The sequence below is a fragment of the Streptomyces sp. TG1A-60 genome, assembly GCF_037201975.1.
In the GTDB taxonomy this organism is placed as follows: domain Bacteria; phylum Actinomycetota; class Actinomycetes; order Streptomycetales; family Streptomycetaceae; genus Streptomyces.
On sequence record NZ_CP147520.1, the window covers coordinates 2615447 to 2636655 of the forward strand.

Genomic DNA, 21209 nt, shown 5'->3' on the forward strand with positions numbered 1-21209 from the left:
CGGTGAGTGCGGTGATGGCCTCGTCGGCCCGCGCTCCGGCGCCCGGACTCGACGAGAGCGTGATTCTCGACCCCTCGCGCCCCCTGCGCATAAGTCACGCACGGGGCCCGCTGACGATCGCGGTGGTCTCGATCGCCTGGTTACGCGAGCGCGACGACGCGGTGCGCTCGATGATCGAGGCCCGGCATCTGAGCAGGGACGAGATCGCCCAGGCGGCGGAACTGCGGATACGTAAGCGGCGCTTGGAGTGGCTGGCAGGGCGCCTGGCGATCAAGCACAGCGTGTACGCCTACCAGCAGCGGCACGTCGGCGTGTCTCCGTGCACGCGCGGCATCGAAGTCAGCGTCGTCCCGGACGGAATTCGCGCCGGAAAGCCCACCGTCAACGCCCCGGTCGAGGTGGGCCTGTCCCACTCGTCCGACTTCGCCGTTGCGGCTTGCGGACCACGCGCCCTCGGTATCGACATCGAGCGCAGCCGCCAGGTGCCGCCCATGCTTGCCGAGTTGCTCACCCTGGCTCCGGAGACCGCGCAGGACCCCCGGCTCCGCAGTGTGGACGCCATGCCGCTGTCACTGCGCTGGGCGTGCAAGGAGGCCGTGCTCAAGCACTTCGGATTCGGCCTGCGGGTCGACACCAGAGAGGTCGAGCTGATCAGGTGGCGGCCCGACGGACGGTTCTCCTGGCACGCGGGACCGGGGCTCCGACGTCATGTCCCCTGGGCGGACGACACCCGTTTCGACAGCTGGGCACGGGAAGTCAGTGGCTACTCCATGGCCCTGGTATGGCAGTAGGGAGCACAGCATCCGTGACATCCGCATCGACGCAGCCGCCTCGGCCCACGGCCGTGGCGCGGCAAACGGTCTTCGAGAACGCGCTCCATCAGGCAGCCGAGATCGCCGCGCTCAGCCCGTCGTCGCACAACTGCCAGCCCTGGGCGGTCGCATGGCCTGCCAGTCCTGATGCCCGCCGGGCAGCGGCGTCGCTGCTCGGCGAGCCCTCGGGTGACGCTTCGGACCACAACGGCAATGGCGGTACAACAGAAGACGAGTACCTGCTCCTGGCCATCGATCGAGAGAAGCAGCTCAGTTCCCTCCCCGCCCACGCCGTCGAGATGGTGGTCAGTTGTGGCGCTTACTGGCAGATCCTGTTGCGTGCCCTGGCTGCTCAGGGCTGGTCGGCAGACCGTCTCCACTTCGTCGACCAGGTCCCCGACGGAAGTGAGACCGGGAAGAGCAGCGGGGATTGGGCACTCGGCGGCACCTGGCCGACGACCTGGTCTCCGCTGTGTGCCGTCCGCCTCCGCTGGGAGGAGGGCACCTCGGACAGCCTTGCCGAACTCCATCGCACCGCGCGTGCCCGACGTACCAACCGAGCGCCTTACCGCCCCGAAGGCATCGATCCGGCGACTCTCGCCGGGCTTTCGTCCCCCTCCACCGCCGCAGCGGAAGGCGCGGACGTGACCGTGCGGCACTTGGTCACTGATGCCGAGCGCGCGGATTTCGCCGACTTCGTCGCCCGGCACGGAGGTCGCGATTTCAGCCATCCACTGGCCTGGCGGGAGACGCACTCCTATTTCCGCTGGAGCCGGGCCGATGCCGAAGCGCATGGTGATGGCTTCCCTCTCAGCCAGTTGTTCGGACCGATGTCGTGGCCGCGCCGGCACGTCATGCGCATCGCGCTCGCGCCCATGACGATGCGTGTGCTACGACATGTGGGCTACCACCGCGTACTCGCCCGGCAACTCGCCCACACAGTGCGGCCAACACCCGCAATCGTCGCCATGAGCTTCGCCGACAGGGCGCCGAGCCCCGAAGCCGTCGTCCGCGGCGGCGCCCAGCTGGCTGAATACTGGCTACGCGCCACCGACACCGGGCTCGTCCTGCACCCCGTCAGCATCGTCCTGCAACACGACGATCTGCGGACAGAACTGGAGGACAGATGGGAACTGCCCGGCCGTGCGTTCTTCGTGAGCCGACTGGGCCGCCCCACTACTGCGTTCCCGCCCTCACCGCGCCGGGCTGCCACCGTTGCGCTGCGCCGGATCTGACACAGCGGCTCCAGGCCATGCGAGGTGAGGTGGCCAGAACCCGCCATCCTCTGATGTGCGACTGTCTTCGATCCGGCTGAGGTATTCACGACACCCTCATCCCGCATGCGATGCATTGACCGGGCGCACGCGATTGGCCGCGGAGTGAACAGTCGGCACACGACGACCACGCGGAAACGCAACGGTGATCCAAAGGGCAGTGACATTACGCCCTTGCACGTGCTACTCTCGATCTTGACGGCTGTTTGAAGTATCAACAAGTTACGGATGCAATGGGTGGCCGAAAGCGACTAGGAGTGTCTGGAGCGCGCACCATCGCGTCATTTCCGGAAGAGGCACCGATCTTGCACCGCCACGATCGACAGCACCCGAAAGCTACCCGCCGGTTCACCCGGACAGCATGTCCGGTCGTCGGCCGATGAGTACGCAGCAAGCTCTGGCCGAGTACCGGGCCTTCAGGAGCGAACCGCCGGTGCGTCACCTCCCGCAGCGGAGTACCCGATGAGTATTCGCGTACTCGTGTGCTGCAAGGAGACGATCATGGGCGCCGGCATGCGGGCACTGCTTGACCAGCAGCCCGACATCGCCATCGTCGGCTACACGACCGCCTGCGAGTCCACGGCCGCCGCCGCGGACTCAGCGCCTGACATCCTCGTCATCGTGGCTCCCGCGCTGACCATGGAGAACAAGCGCGAACTCTCCGCGCTGGCCGCTCTCGCCAAGGTCATCCTCATCGCCAAAGCCGAGGACGCTCCCCACTCCATAGAAGCCCTCCGCCTCGGAGTTCGCGCGGTCCTCTCTCCCGACACCTCAGCGGACGAACTGATACATGTCCTCAGAACCGTCAGTGCAGGTGAAGCCGTGATTATGCCCGCAGTGGCACTTCAGCACCTCGACCACCTGCCGGACCGCCACCCCTCCGCTCTCGCTGCGAGCATCGTGGCCGCACTGACACCGCGGGAAACCGAGGTGATCATTCTGCTCACCCAGGGGAAATCCAATGCCGAGATCTCGGAGAAACTCTCGATCTCCACGGCAACTGTCCGATCCCACGTTCATCACTTACTGAGGAAGCTTGGCGTGGGTACGCGTGCGCAAGCCGTGGCCGCAGCCTACCAGAGAAATCTCATCGCAGTCATTGGGCGAAATTCAACAGCCTCGGAGCAGGGCGGTTGAGCGATACGCCTCACCCTTGATCGGGCTTGGAGTTTTACGCGGTGTAGCCGCGCCCAACGCGTTCCCCCGCCATCTCGTCGACGACCTTCGCCATCTGGCCGAATTCGGCGACAAGTTTATGGAATTGGGCACTCCGCATGTCTCGCTCGAACGCCTCGCGGCTGGTCACCTCTATGACCTCGAAGAAGTGGAAAGACTCTCCGCCGACGGCTGGTCCGGCGTCGGCACAGCTCTCCTCCACGACCCGCTGGACGCTGAACGACACGACACTGGGCAACTCTGGACAGGTCGCGTAGTCGACGTCCCGTACCCAGGTCTCGAAGCGTGCTGGTTCAACACCGTCATGCAGACGGATACGGTGAACGATGATCGCCATAGTGTCCTCCAGGCCTGATCAGGCAGGTCGATTGGGTCGGCGGACGCAGTCAACGCCGCCTGGCCGGGCGACGGTTGGCACCCAGCCCCAGCGCACGCGCGATGTTGTTCTTCTGGATCTCGTTGGTGCCGGAGAAGACACGCGAAGGAAGCGCATCCCGTAGCAGGGTCTCGGCTTCTCCCTCGAGCATGCCGAGCGCGCCGCGAAGCTGAACGGCATCAAGACCCAACTGCACGGCCGCCTCGCTCACTGCAAGTTTCGCCAACGCGGGCGCGATCTCGTCCTCGCTGCCCCGCGCCAGTCCCGATGCGGCTTTGTAAAGCATGAGACGGGCGGACTCCAGACGCAGCGTCATGTCGACAAGGCGGTGGCTCACCGCCTGAAAGCTACCGATGGGCACACCGAACTGCTCGCGTTCTCCCGCGTAGTTGATAGTGGACTCCAAGACGCGCCGCATCGCGCCGAGGTAGGCAGCGAAGAGACACGTGCGCTCCCACTTCATGGACGAGGAGAACACGCTCGCCCCTGCGCCTTCGGCGCCCAGGACATCGACCGCTGGTACGACACATCCATCGAAGTGAACGTCGGCCATCGGCGAGCCCCGCAGGCCGACCTTGTCGTACGTCGGCCCGACACTGAGCCCGTGGGTGCTCGCCTCGACGATGAACGCCGTCAGGCCGAAGAAGCCGCCACCGGGATCGGTCGCCGCCTGGACGACGAAGACGTCGGCCACTGGTGCATTCGTGGTGAAGCACTTGCTGCCGTGAAGGACGTAGTGGTCGCCCTTGCGCTCAGCGCGAGTCCGTAGGTTCAGCACGTCGGACCCGGCTTCCGGTTCCGTGATGCCGTGCGCGGCTATCCGCTCGCCCGAACAGAGGGCAGGCAGCCAACGCCGCTTCTGCTCCTCCGAACCGAATTCAACGATAGGCATTAGAGACGCAAACAGGTGGGCGGCGACGGAGAAGGCGAAGCCGGTGTCCGGACAGCCGTACCCCAGGGCCTCCATGACGGCCGACACGGTCACGGCGTCCAGGCCGCTGCCTCCGTACTCGGTGGGGACGACACCCCCACGAGGCCCTGTGTGCCGGCGAGAAGCCAGCGCCTGCGGAAGTCGTCGGCGTCGAAGCCGTGGGCGGCAGGCTCGGACCGATCGCTGAGTTCGCGCTGGGCGAACGTCACCACCATGGCGCGCATCTCTTCGGTGTCCGCGTCGAACTCGAAATTCATCATGTTCCGTCCATGTGTTCTTCGAGGAGCACGTGATAATTGATGCCTCCGGTGCCGAACGAACTCACTCCCGCGCGCCTCGGTTGCCCGGGCTGGGCCGTCCACGGTGACGGCTCGGTCGAGATGGAGGCGGGGATGGCTGCGAGGTCGAGTGCCGGACTAAGGGTGTGCAGGTTGGTGTTGGGCGGCAGCGTCCTGGCCCGCATGGCCAGGAGCGTGCGCAGCAGCCCGGCGCTTCCCGCAGCCGCGAAGGTGTGGCCGAAGAAGGACTTCGCCGATCCGATCTCCAGCGGTCGGGTGCGGTCCACGCTCGCGTAGATCCGCGTGACAGCGGCGATTTCAACTCGGTCACCGACCTTGGTACCGGTGCCATGGGCCTCCAGGTAGTCGACAGCCGACGGTTCGAAGTCGACCTGGCCGAAAGCCCGTTCCATGGCGCGCACCTGCCCCGCCGCATCGGGCGCGATCAGCGACTTGGCATCGTTGGATGCGCCGACTCCCCGTACGAGACCGAGGATCTTGTCGCCGTCGCGCCGCGCGTCGCCGAGGCGTTTGAGGAGGAACAAGCCGCAGCCGTCGCCGGGAGTGAAGCCGTCGGCTCCCACGTCGAAGGGCGCGTTCCTGCTGTGCGAGAGGAGGCCGAGCGCGGAGCAGAGGACCATGTCCCGAGCATTGCAAGCCAAGTCGACTCCCCCGGCGATGGCAAAGTCGGCTGTCCCTGAACGAAGCGCGCCGACGGCTACGTCAAGCGCGGCGAGAGACGACGCGCACGCCGCCTCGACGGCGAGAGGCACCGCGTCGAGCCGGTACTCGTTCGCCAGCAGAGCGGCCACGCCACTCGCGAGACAACCGTCGAGCAGAGCGGGCGACATCGCTTCGTCCAACGACCCCGAACGCTCTCGTATCAATGTCAGAAGGGTCTTCTTGCCCAGCGGGGACAGGCGGGCGAGGGCAGTGAGTCCGACGACTGCGTCTTCCAGTTCCTGCAGGCAGAGTTCGGTGTTGGCTCGGCGTTCTCGCGTCAGGCCCAGGTTGCTGCCGACCGCGACGAGACCACGTCCTCTCAACGCACCACCAGTTCCTGCGCCTTCCGCCGCCGTGCCCTGAGGCCGCTCCGCAGGGCAGCGGCCCTCGAAGAGCTGTGCGGCCACGGCGAGGGTGAGGCGCTGCGCGGCGTCCATGGCTGCATGGCGCAGGGGAACGATCCGTAGGTCACGCGGGGGATGGTCCGGCACCACCACGTGGCCCCCTTGATCGGTGTAGCTGTGCGTGAGACTGAGCGCACCGGGTGCGTAGTACAAATCCCGGTCGAGCACCGACTCCGGCACCGGGCCGATCCGGCTTTCGCCTGAGCACACGACCCGCCAGAAACTCTCGGCATCGGGCGAGCCGGCAAACCTGCCGGCGAGTCCCACCACCGCGATCGGCTCGGCGCGCGCTTCGGTCACTCCGTCCAGGTACCTGGGTGCGGCCCTGTCTCCAGGCCGAGTGGAGAGCTCAGCCACCTCGGCGGCCACAGCGCGGTCGTACCGTTTCTTCCCATCGTGCTCTTCGAGGACCAAATGACACAGTGTGCCGGTGAGGGAGGCCCCGTGTACGACAGCACGACGCGGCAGTCCCTCGCTGCCCGGCTGCCACGTCTCCCCCGTGTACGGGAAGCGGAACGATGTTCCGTTGAGCTCGTTTTCCGCCGCGCTGCCCGGCGCCCACTGCGGTGGGATCCTTCGATGATGCAGCGCGAGAGCGACTTTGGTGACCGCGGCAACACCTGCGTTGGCGAAGGTATGCCCGAGGCGGTCCTTCACGCTCCCGATGACCACAGACGCGGGAGCACCGCCCTCGTGGAGTCCCGCGAGCGCCTCGAGCTCCGCCTGAACCTCGTGGGCGATTCCGGAGCCGACACATTCGACGTACTGGATCGACGAGGCAGTCGCCGCCGACGCCCGCAGCGACGCGGAGGCCACCAAGCGGCGCAGGTCGACGGATGACGAATAACGGAAGGCGCCTGGGCGCGAGTCATGGCGGAGCGAGCAGTCGAGGATCGTCGCGTAGATCCGATCCCCGTCGCGCACGGCGGTCGACACCCGCTTGAGCAAGAGGGCTCCGACCCCCTCACCGATCACGTAACCACGGCCCTCCACCGCGAACGGGCTGCCGTCGCGGGCGACAAGGCCCTTGGCATGGAGGGCCCTGGTGAGGAACGGGCTCTCTCGGCGCTGCCCGGCGACGACAAGTGCCGCGTCGGACAGTCCAGAGCGAAGGTTGCCGACAGCCTGCGCGATGCCCACGAACGAGGTTGCGTCAGCCGACTCGACCGCAAACGTCCTGCCATGGAGCTTGAACGCGGTTGCGATCCGTGCCGGAATCGTGCTTGCCATTTCTCCGACTCGGTCGTGCGGCGAGCCTCCGAGGCGCTGCCCCAACAGCATCCGTAATTCCTCAGCGGCCAGCCGCGCACTTTCAGTGTCGGCTCCCGCCGCAGCCGCCGCCCTTTCGACCTCTCGCGCGTAGCGGCTCCCTTCGATCCGCAGCGCGTTGGCATGCTGGCGGTCCAGGCCGAAGCATGTCCCGGTGATGACGTCAGTACGCTCTGCCGGTAGCGGCCGCTCGGGGTGTCCGGCGTCCGAGAGACACTGCCGGGCCGCCTCGAGCATAAGGAGCTGCATACGGGCCATGGATACAGCTTGGGCTGGAGGAATGCCGAAACGCGCAACATCGACCTTGATGTCATCAAGACCGTTGTCCTCGAAAGCTGAACTTGTAGAGGAAGAAACCTCGTTCAGCAGTCTCCAGTAGTCGTCAGGCCCTCGCGCGCCCGGATAGAGCGCAGCGATCCCCACGACCGCCACTGGCTCCTCCGCAGATACGCGCTCGCTCCTGCGTGATTCCGAGTCGAACGACATCATGCGGCTACTCCTGCATTTCGGCCCGCCGGACGGATGGAAATCGCGAGATCACAGAGACTGCTCCGAGCGGGACGAGGCGTGGTCGGGCTCCGCCGCCTCGTCCGCTCGCCGTCTTGCCACCAGAGCGCTCAGCTGGCGGTCGCCGCTGGCTCCCATTGGCTCGGTACCACCGCGGTCGGCAGGGTCAACGCAGGGTCTTGGGCAAGGATCTCTGCATGCCGACGCTGGAGCAGGGCTCCTGGTTTGATCCCCAGTTCCTCGTCCAGCCGCCGCCCGGTCGACCGGAACAGATCCAACGCCTCGCCCTGCCGACCGGTGCGGTAGAGAGCGAGCATCAGCAACTCACAGAATCGCTCGTGCAGGGGGTGCCGGGCAACGAGCTGACGAAGCTCCGCGATCGCGCGCGCCTCGTCCCCGACGGCAAGGTACGAGCTGACCAAGTCCTCCCACGCTGTCAGCCGACGTTCGTCGAACAGCGCCGCTGCAGCCCTTACACGCAGCCCGTCACCGGCGTCAAGCAGCGCAGGTCCCCGCCACAGTTCCAGTGCTGTCTGCAGCAGTTCCAGCGAGCGTTCGGGCCGTACGGATAATTCGGCTGCTCCCTGCGCCGCGAGGGAAAGGAACCTATTTCCATCGACACAGTCTCGCGGAACGTCAAGCAGGTAACCATTGTGCACGGCACGTAACGCGGTCGAACCGCGTGGCTGCCGCGTCGGACTTGCAATCACCTTGCGCAACCGGGTCGCGTGCGCCTGTAGAGCATTTCGTGTATTGCCGACCAGGTTTCCAGACCACAGTTCGCTGGCCAAATCCTCATTCGAGACGGCCCGGCCGGCATCCAGCGCGAGAGTGGCGAGCATGACTCGCACCTTGTTGGCGCGTATTGTCTGATGCTTCCCTTCTATGGTGACAGATATGGGACCCAAAAAGCCTATGTACATGAGATTCCCCCGATGTACCGCAGATTGGAGCACTCACTATCCGACACGGCACGCACACCACATAAAAGGATCCACAACCCTTCTCGGAGGGAAATTAGAGCCTCCTTCAGCACAGGGGTGCACGATCCCCTTTTCTCGTCTTTAGCCTCGCAGGGTACCCTGCCCCATGTCATCAATCAGCTGGCTGATTTCTCTCATACACAAAAGGCGGAGATCCAGTGGATGGCCGCCTCGATCATCCGTTGAGGACGAGTACACACTGAGCCAACCAAGATGGGTCTTCGAAGTTGAGCGATGCAGTGTCGGTGCGCGCTGATTCTTCGGCACGGTCTGTGGTGGCTGGGGTGGTTGCCGGCCCTGGATGATCATTTCTGTCGTCCACGCAGAAGGATCACTGGGGACCCACGGGCTTGGTCAACGATACGACGTTGCTGCTGGACCTCGACGGGGTGTCCGTCATACGGGTTGAGCAGCCGCACGACGGCACGCCGTTCATCACCACCGGCCACAGCAACGCCAAGAGCGAAGGCATCAACCGCGTGATCAAACTCGTCGCCGGCACCGCCTTCGGCTTCCGCAACGCCGACCACCAGCGTCTACGCACACGCTGCGTCACCACCCGCCGAGCCCGCGGACACCTCCGCACCGCTCAACTATGAAGACCCGGAAGTTGAACGTCGAAGTCTTCAGCTCCCGCCTTGCGAAGTACGCCCATGCCTCCGACGAAAGGTTGTCGGATAACAGGAACCACGTTCTCGCGCATGCCACAACCTCCACCTCTACCGCCGCTGGGTTCTCAAGCCCGTGGCTTCGGAACGACCACGCATCCCTGTGAAGGACGACCGACAGCCGAGATGGAAAAGCGCGTCTCCGAACTGGAGACGGAGTACCGGGAAGGGCAGCGGATGCTCGCAGACCTGGAGGCCAAACAGGCCGACCTCCAGCAGACCGTGCTCCGCATGCGCGGCGCCCTCCAGATGCTGAACGAACTCCTGGCCGCCGAGAACGCCCCCGGCGGCGCCGACCGGCACCGCCGGGGGCGGCACGTCAGATCTTGGCCCGGGACACCTCACTGTGGAGCGACGATGTGTGGCTGGTCGACTCCACCCCGGTCGGCTGCGGATGCTCCCGTGAGACGGCCAAACGCTCGGACCTGGCAGGCTGGGCCCAGTACGGCGGGAGTGTGCGGCGACCGGTCACCGGGTGCTGGAGCGGGTCCTGATGCGGAAGATGATCAGTCCGATCGCGCTGAACGCGGCCGCCCAGGACAGGCCGAGGGCGAGGTGGCCCCACAGGGCGGTGTGACCGAAGGCGCCGCCGGCCGCGAACTGCATGGGGCCGAACGACGGGAACCAAGCAAGGACGGGCTTGTTGGCGAGCGGATTGCCCAGCGGGTTCTGCAGGAAGGTGTCCATCAGCCCGCCCATGATGATCAGGAAGAAGCCCTCCAGGTCGCGTTTGACCAGGACACCGAGGAGCAGGCCGAGGGCGCCGTAGGTGAGGGCGATGACGGTGAACCCTGCCAGCACGGCGAACCAGCCGCCCGCCGTAGGGCGCCAGAAGAACAGGACCACGAGCGCGGTGTAGAGGGCGATCGCGGTGGCGACCAGGCCGACGGCGAGGGTCTTGGCGCCGATGAGGGTGGCTTGCCGGTATCCGGCGAAGACGAGGCGCCGGTCGAAGGCGAGCGCCTTGCGCACGGCGTCGAAGACGACGAATCCGGCGATCATCGTCACGGAGTTGAGGCCAGCGGAGATCAGGGTCAGGTGGCCGCCGTCGACGTGCAGGACCTCGCCGGTCGCGTACAGCTTGAAGTCCAGCACCTCGCCCGAGGCGAGGGTGTCCATGAGTAGGTACCAGACCGGCACGAACAGCACGAGCAGCAGGCCGGCGAGCCGGTTGCGGGTCTGGTCGCGCACCGAGAAGCGCACGGCGGTGGGGAACTGCCCGTGCAGCGGTTGCAGTTCGGACGCGTCAGGCGGCGGCATGGTGGTCCTCCTCGGCGGTCGTACGGGGGGTGAGCCGGCCGTCGGCCAGATCGGCCAGCAGGTCGAAGCGGTCCTGTTCGAAGACCAGGTGGGTGATGACCACGATGGCCTTGCCGCGCGTGCGCAGGTCCTCGACCAGGTCCCAGAAGCGTAGGTAGGTCTCCCAGTCGAAGCCCTGGTAGGGCTCGTCGAGGAGCAGCACGTCGGGGTCGTGCAGGAGCGAGAGGGTGAGGTTGAGTTTCTGCCGGGTGCCGCCGGAGAGTTCACCGGCCACGGTCTGCTCGTAGTGCTCGTAACCGAGGAGGCGGACGAGTTCGTGCCCGCGGTACAGGTCGGGCAGGCGGTGGGCGGCTGCGAAGTAGCGCAGGTGCTGTGCGACGGTTAGAGCGGCGTTGAGGACGGGGTCCTGCGGGCAGTAGCCGAGCGTGCCGGACAGGGTCACCTCGCCGCGGTCCACGGGGAGGGTGCCGGCCAGGGTCTTGAGCAGGGTCGATTTTCCGGCGCCGTTCTCGCCGACGACGGCGACGAGTTGTCCGGGGGCGACGGCGAGGTCGGCGCCTCGCAGCACGTGGTGTCTGCCGTAGGACTTGTGGACGTCGTGGGCCTGGAGCACCGGTGGCGGTGCGGGTGTGGATCCGTCCGGCATGCGAGGTCTCCTAGCCATTCTCGGATGCTTCCTTTTGTGGTGATGCGTTCAGCCCGCCCGCGTAGATGCTGAGCATCTCCGGGGCCCAGCGGGCCATGCCGTCGGCCGACAGAGGGTCGGCGCCGAGGACCTCGGTGAGCCGGTCGCGCAGCAGGAACACGGCCAGGTCGTTGGCGAGCAGGAAGGCCGCGCGCACCGCCGGTTCCCGGCCGGGCGCGGCCAGCCCGGCCGCCGCCAGGCCGTCCAGCGCGGCGCGACTGACGTCGAACAGGCGGCGGAACAGCAGTCGTCCGGCGTCCGTGTCGGACAGCAGGAGCCGGCGCAGGTAGCCGGGCAGGGGTGAGTCGGCCGGGACGTGGCGGGCGAAGGCCTCGCTCAGGGAGCCTGCTCCGGTGCCCGGATCGAGCAGTTGAGCCCCGCTCTCGCCGGTCAGCTCGCCCAGTATCGTCTCGAACACGGTCAGGACGTACTGGTCGACCTCCTGGCGCAGACCGTCCTTCGAGCCGAAGTGGTGCACCACGAGTCCGGCCGACACCCCGGCGGCTTCGGCGATCTGGCGCACGGTCACCGACTCCGGCCCGCGTGCGGCGAACAGCCGCAGGGCCTCGTCGCGGATCACGGCCCGGGTGGTCCGGTCGTCCGGAATTGAACGCATGTGCAGCATACTAAACAAGCATTCAACGCCCGGTCCAGGGTTTGGGTGATCGTGGGCTTGAAGGCCGGAGGCTCACCCCGCCGGCCGCCCTCCGCCAGGACATGCCGAGGCTGTCGGGACGTTGTCCCGCGAGCTGCTGCTGTCCGTCGCCGTGCCGCTCGCCGCGGGCACCGTGCTCCTGGCTTTGCCGCTCGTCAGGCGGGCCAACCGGGCCTGACGCTCCACCTGCTGCCGCAGCTTGTCTCGTTCTCCACCTCCGCGGCGGACTTATTCTCTCCCGCCCTCCGTAGACCTCATCACCCCGGAGGAACGAGGCGGACATGCCCCGCTGACGGGCGGCGTGGAGCACGTGGGCCGCGAGTTGGGGCTTGCTCGCGAAGCACAGCTCGTCGGGAACACCGGTCAGCTCACGACGCTCCTCGTCGCCGGCCCAGTCCTTGGTGAAGTACAAGCGCCGGTCGATCAGGCAGTGCCCGGCGACCGTGGCGAAGGCGGGGGGCACGGCGACCTGGCACAGATCCACGCCGCCGACCGAGCCGGAGTACTGGCGGGCCGCGGCCACCGCGTCGGTCGAGGACTTCGCATCCCCCGTCTCGTCCGCGATCAGGATCCCGTCGCCGTCGTCGAGCAGGTTGACGGCCCAGCCGGCCGTCCGCTCCAGCGCCTGTTGTTCGTCCCACACCGCACGGGACAGCAGATGGTGCATGCGGTGCGGGCCCCGCTCACCGATCGCTTCGGCCAGGCTCCAGCAGTTGACGTCCTCGAGCTCCATCAGAATGCCCCGCGCCATCCGCGCGAACGTCTCCCTGCTCTCCGAGCGGGCGAAGCAGCCGGACAACGAGGCCACAAGGCCCCGAACGCCCTGCCGTGGCCTACCTCGCCTACCGTGGCCGAAGCGGCCGTACCTGATCAACTGTCAGGCTCGCCGTCCCCCATATGTCCCGCGGAAGCGAAGTGCCCTGTTTTCGTTTCGCCTCAGTTGTCACCCGGTGCCCGTCGGCCGCGGTGGTGCCGCCGAACAGACGGATCCCGTCCGTTGGGTCACGGTGCGCCCCGATGGTCTGTACTCATTCTTCGGCCGGCTTCTGCGGCCGGTCGCGCCCCGTGTTGGGCAGGCCCCTCCTGAGGGAGGGGCTTGGCAGCTCCGTTGGGCGAGCGAGTTGCTCCGGCTCCCTCATGCAGGTGCAAGATGCCGCAGTCCGAGTGCTGTGACAGCGTCCGCCAGCTCCTTGTCGTAGGTGACGAAACCGTCCAGCTGTCGGTGTAGAGGGGCGGCTGTCGCCAGGTGAATGGCGTCTAGAGTGCCGAGTCTTTGCACCTCGAAACCAGCAGCGCGGGCCAGGACGTCGTCACCGAGGATGATCTGGTCTATCCCGGTGAGCGTGTTGTCGACCAGGAACGGCACTCGCTGCCGATCTACACCAGCTCGCCGGAACGTGCGCGCGATCTCAACCCCGGCCAGCTGGGAGGTCACGAGACGACCGTCGACGCCCAGTCCTGCCCGCCAGCTGCGAAGCGCCTGCGTCTCTGTCTCCCGCTGTACGAACTTCAGCAGAGCGCAGGTGTCCAAGTAGTAGAGGCTCAACGCGTGCGCTCCCGGTCGCGCTCGGCGATCAGCGCATCCGACAGCGAAGACAGCTCGGCCAGATCGCCGATCAGCTCGGGCAGCGCGCCTGGATTCACTGCACGACGCACCTGGCCGGTCGCAATCAGCTGGTCCAGGGCCGATGTGGGCTCTTCGGCGGGGGACATGCGGATGACAGGCTTGCCGTGCTCAGTGACGACGAGCGTCTCACCTGCGCGAACCCTCGCTGTGACCTTCGACGGATGGTGGTTCAGCTCTCCGAGAGGGATGGTCTCCACGAGATAAATATACACAAAAAATGTACACAACAGGAAGCTGGAGCGAGACAGCTCCTCTAGGGGCGGGATCAGACTTACGGTGGCCTGCCCGCAGCAGGCGCCGTGAGATTCTCCGGGTCGGCAGTCAAGATCGTGACCGGCCCCGGTGCCGCGAGGGCGGCGGCACCGGGCATGGCGCCGATGGCGTACTTGTGGCCGTGCAGGCCAGCGTCGGCGAGGAGGGCTGTGCAAGTCTGGCCGAGGCAGGACGAACGTCCAGTCCCGCAACGCCCGTCGCAGCGGTTCGTCATTCTGACGGCCTCGCACGTCCCGGAGCATCGCTTGGGTGATCGCGCACAGGGCGTCGTTGGTCTCGTCGCGGGTCTTCGCTGCGATCTGAGGCCGAGCACATCTCCAGGTACTCAAGCGCGAGGACGTACCAGCCGGGAAAGGCTGAGCCATGGCCTGACCTTACGGAGGGCGGGTCATCGGCAGCGCCTTGCCGGACAGCGCGAACGAGCGCAGCACCAAGTTCATCGGCCAGGGCCCTGGCGTCCGTCGAGTCTCCTGCGGAACCCTTCCCACCGAGCCGCGCCGCCCTCGCAGCCCTCCCGCCACTCCTCCGATTGCCGACGCCACCTGTCCGGGATACCGAACGGCTCATGACGTCCACCACCTCTCTGACCAGGCGAACGCATCCAGAGCAGGTCAAAATGGCGCCCTTGGATGTCCCGTTGCGCACGTCAGGCAACGCATAAACGCACAAGAAACCGGGTCATACGGCGAACCCCCCGCTGAGCCGCCCGACGACTCGGGCAGATGCCCATCAGACGGCGTCCACGGGGCTTCAGCCCCGCTGGGCAGCCCTACGAGCTCGTCCGCTGTCAGTAGAGGCTGAGACGATGTGCGGACGACGGGGGACGTCTTTGGATGGGCCGGGTCTGCTCGTGTTTCGACAACGCCGTCAGCGAGGCGTTCAACAGCGTGCTCAAGGTCGAGTACGTCCACCGGTACGCCTTCGCCACCCGCGCCGAGGCCCGGATCAGGATCGCCACCTGGATCACCGACTTCTACGACACCCGCTGGCTGCACAGCGTGTGCGGGTTCAGGAGCCCCGACAACTACGAGAACGAGTACTGGGCCGGCCTCACCGTGGGACTGGCTGTATAGGAAGGACTCCACAGTTCGTCGGGGGGATTGACACCCGGAACATCCCGCTGGCCGGAAGTGCGCTCAGTCGTGAGCAGGCGATCATCGACAGGTTCGGCCAGCGCGGCGACTGAGGGTGCGGTCCCTGGCGTGCGTCCGGAGAACACCGTGCCCACGGTGAGTGGAGCGGCGTCGCGGACGACCGAGACCGGTTACCCCTTCCCGCCCCTCCTGCCCGTGACCGCCCCGGCCGCTCCGGCTGCTCCGGCTGCTCCGGCTGCTCCGGCTGCTCCGGCCGCCCCGGTCGGCCCGGTCGGCCCGGCACCCCGTCGGCCCGGCCAGTCACGGGCGGGGCAGTGGCTGTTCGGTCCAGATGATCTTGCCGTCGGGGGTGTAGCGGGTGCCCCAGCGTGCCGTGAGCTGGGCCACGAGGAAGAGACCGCGTCCGCCCTCGTCCTCGGTGCGGGCGCGGCGCAGCCGGGGTGAGGTGCCGCTGCCGTCGAAGACCTCGCAGATCAGGGCACGGTCGCGGAGGAGGCGGAGTTGGACCGGGCCGGTGGCGTGGCGGAGGGCGTTGGTGACCAGTTCGCTGGCCACCAGCTCGGTGGTGAAGGCGAGTTCGTCCAGGCCCCAGGCGGCCAGCTGCTCGGTGACGGCCACACGGGCGCGGGAGACGACCGCCGGGTCGTTGGGCAGCTCCCACTGGGCGACCCGCGCCGGGCCCAGGGCGTGCGTACGGGCGACGAGCAGGGCGACGTCGTCGCTCGGCCGGGTCGGGAGCAGGGCGTCCAGGACCGCCTCGCAGGTGTCCTCCGGGGCGCGGTCGACTCGGGCCAGGACCGTACGGAGTTCGTCCAGACCGGTGTCGATGTCGCGGTGCCGGTCCTCGACCAGGCCGTCGGTGTAGAGGACCAGCTGACTGCCCTCGGCCAGTTCGAGTTCGACGGTCTCGAAGGGCGTGCCTCCGAGGCCGAGCGGGGGCCCCGAGGGCAGGTCGAGGAAGTCCACACCGCCGTCGGGGCCGACGACGGCGGGCAGGGGGTGCCCGGCGCGGGTGAGGGTGCAGCGCCGGGACACCGGGTCGTAGACGGCGTACAGGCAGGTCGCCCCGACGATGCCGGAGTCCTCGTGGGTGCTCTCCACCGCCCAGCCCTCGCCCCGGTCGAGGCGGCCGACCAGGTCGTCGAGGTGGGTGAGCAGTTCGTCCGGGGGCAGGTCCAGGGAGCAGAAGTTGTGCACGGCGGTGCGCAGCCGCCCCATGGTCGCGGCGGCGTGCAGGCCATGTCCGACCACGTCACCGACGACCAGCGCGACCCGGGCACCGGAGAGCGGGATGACGTCGAACCAGTCGCCGCCGACGCCCGCCCGCGCGGGGAGGTAGCGGTACGCGACCTCGACCGCGCTCTGCTCGGGCCGGCCGCGCGGCAGCAGGCTGCGCTGCAGGGCGAGGGCGGTGTTGTGCTCGCGGGTGTAGCGGCGTGCGTTGTCGATGCAGATCGCCGCGCGGCTCACCAGTTCCTGGGCCAGCGACAGGTCGTCCTCCTCGAACGGGGCGGGCTGCTCGGAGCGGTAGAAGCTGACGACACCGAGGGTCGCGCCGCGCGCCCGCAGCGGCACGGTGATCAGGGAGTGGATGCCCGCCGCCAGGACCCGTTCGAGCCGGGCCGGGTCCTGGGCGAGCCAGCCGCCGGCCTCCGCCAGCACGGGTTCGAGCACCGACCGCCCACTCTCCCAGCTGCGTGCCTGGGGTGTGGAGGGGACGTACCGCACCGGGTCCCCGTCCCGGTACAGACGCGACTCCTCGTGTACGGCGCCCAGCGCGACCCTGCGCAGCGCCATGCCGGGGCCGAGGGATTCCGGCTCGTCGCCGAGCAGCACGGAGTCCGGCAGGTCCACGGCCGCGAAGTCGGCGAACCTGGGGACCGTCACCTCCGCCAGTTCCTGGGCGGTACGGGCGACGTCCAGGGTGGTGCCGAGCCGGGCCCCGGCGCCGTGCAGCAGTTCCAGACGCCGGCGGGCGAGTACGGCGAGCCGGCCGACGCCGGGTTCGCCGACGAGGAGGAGCCAGGCGTCGGCCGCCGACTCGTTGGGCGGGGTGGTGTCGGGCCCGTACGGGTCGGGCGGGACGCCGTCGGTTCCGTACGGCGAAGGTTGTGTCGGCAGGGGCTGCGGGGCCGGGGGTACGACCGTGCTGAGGACGACCCTGGGGGCTGCGGCGGGCCGTGCGATGGGAAGGGGCGCGGGCGGTGCGGTCAGTTGTGTGTGGCGCAGGCGGGGGCCGCCGAGGACGCGGGCCTCGACGACCACGCCGGTCTCGCCCGCCGCGCCCATGACCGGGCGGCGCAGCAGGGTGGCGACACGGCCGCCGGACAGGGCGACCTCGTCGAGGGTGCGGTGGGGTGAGGCGATGAGTTCCTCGGCCTTCTCACGGAGGACGGCCAGGTCGACGCGGCCCAGAGGGCCGCCGTACCGGCCGTCGCCGCCCCGCGTCCAGGGCGGGTGCTCGGGCTGGCGGGGCCAGGTGCCCGCGCCGGAGGCGGCCCGGCGGTACGCGGCGAGCAGTGCCCGTTCCCGTGCCGTGGCCTGTTCCAGAAGCCCGGCCTCGATGTCGTGTGCGGCCTCGCGGACGAGCCGCACCATGGTGGGGTCGCCGTCGTCGCGCAGGCAGGTGAGGTCGAGGACGGCCTCGACCCGGCCGCTGAGCGGGTTGCGGACGGGGGCGCCGGCGCAGGCGAAGGGGGAGAGACAGTCGGCGAAGTGTTCGCGGCCGAGGACGTAGACGGGTTGGCGTTCGGCGAGGGCGGTGCCGACGCCGTTGGTGCCGGCGGCGGCCTCGGAGGCGCAGAAGCCGGGGGCGAAGTTCACCTCGTCGAGGTGGGCGAGGAGTCGGCGGTCGCCGCCGTGCCGCTGGACCATGCGGGCCCGCGCGTCGCAGAGAACGATGCTCATGCTCACGTCGGCGAGGGCCGCGGTGAGCCGTGTGAGCACCGGGTCGGCGGCGCGGAGGAAGAGGTCCTCCATGGTCGGGTCGGGGGCGTAGGGGATCAGCAGCCGGTGCGGTTCGAGCCCGGCGGAACGGCACCGCTTCCAGGAGTCGAGCACCGGGTCCCGGACATCCGAGTCGACCCGCGCGCCGGCGAGGAAGCGCTCATGGGCATCGACGAGACCGCCGATGTCGTCCCAGGAGACGGTCACGGGATCACTTCCCTCGCCTGGAAACGGCCCCGTCGCACACCGCCACCCGACGCGCCCCCGGGGTCGCCTGCCAGGCACTTCAACCTTAAACCTTGCATGACGTACATCACAACGACATCACGACGAGAGGTGGCTGGGGGCTCGTGCGGCTCAGAGGAGGTGGGTGGGGTGGCCGTGGAATGCCGACGGGCGCCTTGGTGCGCGGTTGGCCGGGAGGTGACTTGTGTCTCATGCGGGGCGGTGTGGACGGGGTGGCCAGTACGGCAGAGTCCCTGGTCGGGGGCGCTGTCGTCGTCTGGCGGGGGCGGGAGTTCGATCGGTCGGTCACGGGGAGTCATTTGGGGTGGGAACGGTCCTGAGGTTCCCTTCGTTCTTGACTTGCCCTGCCTCCGTCGGTGCGGTCCCCCGCCGTACCGATGCGACGCGGAAGGACGACCTGCCCTTTGTTCCCGCTCCCGCTCGACGCGCCGCCCCCCTCGCCGCCGGTCCCCCACCCCGCCGCCCTGATACCTGGCCCGGCCCCCGCCCCCGACTCCACCCCGTTCCCGGAGCAGGCCCCGGCCACCGACAGCACCACGGCCGCCGGTGACCCCGCGCCGTGCCCCGGCCCGGCCCGTACCCCGGCCGCCAGGCTCCGGTCGCTCCTCCCCACCCGCTCCCCCGCCGCGGCCCGGCGGTTCCGGCTCGCTCTCACGCTGCTGCCGTTGGTGCTGCTCGCGGCGTGGGCGGCGGTCGACTGGCGGACGGTGTACGACGGTGCCGTGCGGCTGGCGTCGGCGGATCTCCGATGGCTGCTGGCCGGGGTCGTCTTCACTGCCCTGTGCTCGGTCGCGGCGGCGTGCGTCCGCCAGGGGGCGGTGCCGGAGCGGCTGCCGCCGGGGCAGTTGCTGGCGACGCAGTTCGCCGCAGGGGCCGCCGGGCACGCGCTGCCGGGCAACATCGGGGCGCACGCGGTCGTCCTGCGTTTCCTGCGCGGCCGTGGCATCCCCCTGGCCCGTGTCACCGCCTCGCTCGCCCTGTACTCGGCGGTCAAACCGGTGGCCAAGACGCTGGTGATCCTCGCCTTCGTCGTCGCCTTCCCGGGCTCGCTCCGCCTGGCCGAGCTCCTGCCGGAAGGCGAGACCCTCGCCCTGGCCGGCACGATCACCGCGGTGAGCCTGGCCGCCGTGCTCACCCTGATCACGACCGTACGACCGCTGCGGCGCCCCCTCATCGGAGGGCTGCGTACGGCGCTCACCGACACCCGGCTGGTGCACAGCCGGCCGGCACGCGCGCTCGCCCTGTGGGGCGGGGCCGCCGCGTTCCCCCTGTGTCAGGGAGCCGTCGTCGCCTCCGTCGGCTCCTCACTGGGGCTTCCGGTGTCCTGGCCGCAGACGCTGTTCGCCTACCTCGTCGCCAGTACGGCGGCCGGTGCCGTGCCCGCACCGGGCGGCCTCGGTCCCCTGGACGCGGCGCTCGTCTTCACCCTCGTCGCCTTCGGCGCGCCGGCGACCCTCGCGGCCACCACCGTCATCGGCTACCGCGTCCTCACCGTCTGGCTCCCCCTCCTTCCCGGCACGCTCGTTCTCTCGGCGCTGGTGCGTGCGAAGGTGCTCTGAGCGGCCGGCCCGGCCCCTGCGTCGTCGTCCTGCCGTAGCGGGGTGCAGCAGGCGGTTGAAGGGGGAACCATCTCCGGGACCGGAGAGGTCGGACGGGGCTGGACGGGCTGGGGGCGGGTTCATGTCGTACTCGGTGGGGCGACGGGTGGTCGTCACGGGGCTGGGTGCTGTCACACCGCTCGGGGTGGGGGTGGGCGAGTTGTGGCAGGGGCTGCTGGAAGGGCGTTGCGGGATACGGGAACTGGAGGGGGAGGAGTTCGCCGAGTTACCCGTGCGGGTCGCTGGGACGGTGCCGGTGGACCCTTCCGGCCTGCTGCCCCGGCCCCGGGTCCGGCGGATGAACCGGGCAGCGCGGTTCGCCGTACTGGCCGCGCGGGAGGCGTGGCGGGACGGGGGTCTCGATCCCGGCGGTACGGCGGAGAGCGGGCTCGATCCGGAGCGGGTGGGGGTGTCCGCCGGGACGATCCTCGGTGACGCGTCGGTGCTCGTGGCCGGCGACCGGCAGTTACGGGACCGGGGGCCGCGGAGCGTCTCCCCGCTCACCACGCCGATGTGCGTGCCCTCGCAGGCGGCGTCGCAGATCTCCCTCGACCTCGGTATCACCGGAGAGGCGCGCACCGTGACCAGCGCGTGCGCCTCCGGCACCGAGGCGATCGGGCAGGCCGTCGACCGTATCCGGTTCGGGCGGGTGGACGTGGCGCTCGCGGGCGGGGCCGAGGCGGTCGTGACACCGGCGATCATGGCGTCCTTCGCGGCGATGCGCGCGTTGTCGCGGCACGGGCTGAACGGCACCGGGCAGAGTCCGTCCCGCCCGTTCGCCAAGGACCGGGACGGGTTCGTCAACGGTGAGGGTGCGGGGTTCCTCCTGCTGGAGGCGGAGGACCACGCGAGGGCTCGCGGGGCGCGGATCTACTGCGAGGCGGCGGGCTGGGGGCTGTCCGCCGATGCCCATCACATGGCGGCGCCGGATCCGTCGGGCTCCGGGGTCGCACTCGCGCTGCGCCGGGCGCTGCGGGACGCGGCGGCCTCGCCCGCCGACGTGGTCCACGTCAACGCGCATGCCACCGCCACGGTCGAGGGTGACCTCGCGGAGGCGAACGCGCTCGCCGCGGTGTTGCGGGGGCGCCGGGTTCCCGTCACCGCGCTCAAGGGCCACCTCGGCCATCTCCAGGGTGCCGCCGGTGCGGTGGAGGCCCTCGCCACCGCCCTCACCCTCCACCACGGCCTCATCCCCCCGACCATCGGCTGCGCCGACCAGGACCACGCCGTCACCCTCGACCTCGTCACCACCGCCCCCCGCCCTCTCCCCACCGACGGCGACCTCGCCCTCACCAACTCCTTCGGCTTCGGCGGCCACAACGCGGTCCTCGCACTCCGCCGCACGGCATAGCCGGACGCCCACCACCGGCCGGTCGGGCACCGTCGGCCCGCACCACCGTGGCTGATCGCCGCCGCCCCGCACC

Annotated in this window: 18 protein-coding genes and 3 pseudogenes; 8 read left to right on the top strand and 13 right to left on the bottom strand. The window is 69.0% G+C overall.

Going from position 1 to position 21209, the window contains the following annotated elements:
- The first annotated feature begins 2 nt into the window (after positions 1–2).
- From WBG99_RS10600 to WBG99_RS10610, 3 genes are all read left to right on the top strand, one after another.
- Positions 3–791: a 4'-phosphopantetheinyl transferase superfamily protein gene (locus WBG99_RS10600; RefSeq protein ID WP_338896092.1), complete on the top strand. Its 789-nt coding sequence runs from the start codon at positions 3–5 to the stop codon at positions 789–791.
- 14 nt (positions 792–805) lie between these two features.
- Positions 806–2047 (top strand): RedV protein, encoded by a 1242-nt coding sequence (locus tag WBG99_RS10605; RefSeq protein ID WP_338896093.1) that lies wholly within the window; start codon positions 806–808, stop codon positions 2045–2047.
- Between the two features lie 540 nt (positions 2048–2587).
- Complete coding sequence (locus tag WBG99_RS10610; protein WP_338896094.1) at positions 2588–3223, top strand: response regulator transcription factor; 636 nt, start codon at positions 2588–2590, stop codon at positions 3221–3223.
- Positions 3224–3257: 34 nt separating this feature from the next.
- Here the strand turns inward: WBG99_RS10610 and WBG99_RS10615 are convergent, their stop codons facing one another.
- The 5 genes from WBG99_RS10615 to WBG99_RS10635 all read right to left on the bottom strand — a co-directional run bounded on the left by WBG99_RS10615 (position 3258) and on the right by WBG99_RS10635 (position 8592).
- On the bottom strand, positions 3258–3599 hold the full coding sequence (locus tag WBG99_RS10615) for a RedY protein (protein WP_338896095.1): 342 nt from the start codon (positions 3597–3599) through the stop codon (positions 3258–3260).
- A gap of 49 nt (positions 3600–3648) precedes the next feature.
- Positions 3649–4623 (bottom strand): acyl-CoA dehydrogenase, encoded by a 975-nt coding sequence (locus tag WBG99_RS10620; RefSeq protein ID WP_338896096.1) that lies wholly within the window; start codon positions 4621–4623, stop codon positions 3649–3651.
- A complete protein-coding gene (locus WBG99_RS10625) occupies positions 4620–4829 on the bottom strand; it encodes a hypothetical protein (protein WP_338896097.1) in 210 nt (69 codons plus the stop codon). The genes WBG99_RS10620 and WBG99_RS10625 overlap by 4 nt, the downstream gene beginning before the upstream one ends.
- Positions 4826–7732 carry a polyketide synthase gene (locus WBG99_RS10630; RefSeq protein ID WP_338896098.1) on the bottom strand — a complete coding sequence of 969 codons (2907 nt, stop codon included), beginning with the start codon at positions 7730–7732 and terminating at the stop codon, positions 4826–4828. Before WBG99_RS10630 ends, WBG99_RS10625 begins: the two co-directional genes overlap by 4 nt.
- A 128-nt stretch (positions 7733–7860) precedes the next feature.
- Positions 7861–8592, bottom strand: coding sequence for an AfsR/SARP family transcriptional regulator (locus WBG99_RS10635; protein WP_338896099.1), 732 nt, complete (start codon positions 8590–8592; stop codon positions 7861–7863).
- Between the two features lie 491 nt (positions 8593–9083).
- Between WBG99_RS10635 and WBG99_RS10640 the strand changes: the two genes are divergently transcribed.
- Both WBG99_RS10640 and WBG99_RS10645 read left to right on the top strand, forming a co-directional pair.
- A complete protein-coding gene (locus tag WBG99_RS10640; protein WP_338896100.1) occupies positions 9084–9332 on the top strand; it encodes a transposase in 249 nt (82 codons plus the stop codon).
- Positions 9333–9727: 395 nt separating this feature from the next.
- Positions 9728–9850 (top strand): annotated as a pseudogene (locus WBG99_RS10645) (IS982 family transposase); the annotation flags it as partial.
- A gap of 19 nt (positions 9851–9869) precedes the next feature.
- On the opposite strand, the gene WBG99_RS10650 reads toward WBG99_RS10645, so the two are convergent.
- From WBG99_RS10650 to WBG99_RS10680, 7 genes and pseudogenes are all read right to left on the bottom strand, one after another.
- Positions 9870–10661, bottom strand: a complete 792-nt coding sequence (locus WBG99_RS10650) for an ABC transporter permease (RefSeq protein WP_338896101.1) — start codon at positions 10659–10661, stop codon at positions 9870–9872.
- Positions 10648–11307 carry an ABC transporter ATP-binding protein gene (locus tag WBG99_RS10655; protein ID WP_338896102.1) on the bottom strand — a complete coding sequence of 220 codons (660 nt, stop codon included), beginning with the start codon at positions 11305–11307 and terminating at the stop codon, positions 10648–10650. Before WBG99_RS10655 ends, WBG99_RS10650 begins: the two co-directional genes overlap by 14 nt.
- A gap of 10 nt (positions 11308–11317) precedes the next feature.
- The gene (locus tag WBG99_RS10660) at positions 11318–11962 is read right to left on the bottom strand and encodes a helix-turn-helix domain-containing protein (protein WP_338896103.1); all 645 of its coding nucleotides are present in this window, start codon (positions 11960–11962) and stop codon (positions 11318–11320) included.
- Positions 11963–11984: 22 nt separating this feature from the next.
- Entirely contained in the window at positions 11985–12752 is a 768-nt protein-coding gene (locus WBG99_RS10665; protein ID WP_338900285.1) for a transposase, read from the bottom strand.
- Between the two features lie 384 nt (positions 12753–13136).
- Positions 13137–13547 carry a type II toxin-antitoxin system VapC family toxin gene (locus tag WBG99_RS10670; protein ID WP_338896104.1) on the bottom strand — a complete coding sequence of 137 codons (411 nt, stop codon included), beginning with the start codon at positions 13545–13547 and terminating at the stop codon, positions 13137–13139.
- Positions 13544–13825: a type II toxin-antitoxin system prevent-host-death family antitoxin gene (locus WBG99_RS10675; RefSeq protein WP_338896105.1), complete on the bottom strand. Its 282-nt coding sequence runs from the start codon at positions 13823–13825 to the stop codon at positions 13544–13546. Before WBG99_RS10675 ends, WBG99_RS10670 begins: the two co-directional genes overlap by 4 nt.
- A gap of 74 nt (positions 13826–13899) precedes the next feature.
- Positions 13900–14049, bottom strand: a pseudogene (locus WBG99_RS10680) (DNA-binding protein); the annotation flags it as partial.
- A gap of 685 nt (positions 14050–14734) precedes the next feature.
- On the opposite strand from WBG99_RS10680, the gene WBG99_RS10685 reads away from it, so the two are divergent.
- Positions 14735–14974: an integrase core domain-containing protein gene (locus tag WBG99_RS10685; RefSeq protein WP_338896106.1), complete on the top strand. Its 240-nt coding sequence runs from the start codon at positions 14735–14737 to the stop codon at positions 14972–14974.
- Positions 14975–15295: 321 nt separating this feature from the next.
- Here the strand turns inward: WBG99_RS10685 and WBG99_RS10690 are convergent, their stop codons facing one another.
- On the bottom strand, positions 15296–18148 hold the full coding sequence (locus WBG99_RS10690) for a SpoIIE family protein phosphatase (protein WP_338896107.1): 2853 nt from the start codon (positions 18146–18148) through the stop codon (positions 15296–15298).
- 443 nt (positions 18149–18591) lie between these two features.
- On the opposite strand from WBG99_RS10690, the gene WBG99_RS10695 reads away from it, so the two are divergent.
- Together WBG99_RS10695 and WBG99_RS10700 are read left to right on the top strand one after the other, a co-directional pair.
- Positions 18592–19746: a lysylphosphatidylglycerol synthase domain-containing protein gene (locus WBG99_RS10695; RefSeq protein WP_338896108.1), complete on the top strand. Its 1155-nt coding sequence runs from the start codon at positions 18592–18594 to the stop codon at positions 19744–19746.
- Between the two features lie 139 nt (positions 19747–19885).
- Positions 19886–21136: pseudogene (locus tag WBG99_RS10700) on the top strand (beta-ketoacyl-[acyl-carrier-protein] synthase family protein); the annotation flags it as partial.
- Between the last annotated feature and the right edge of the window lie 73 nt (positions 21137–21209).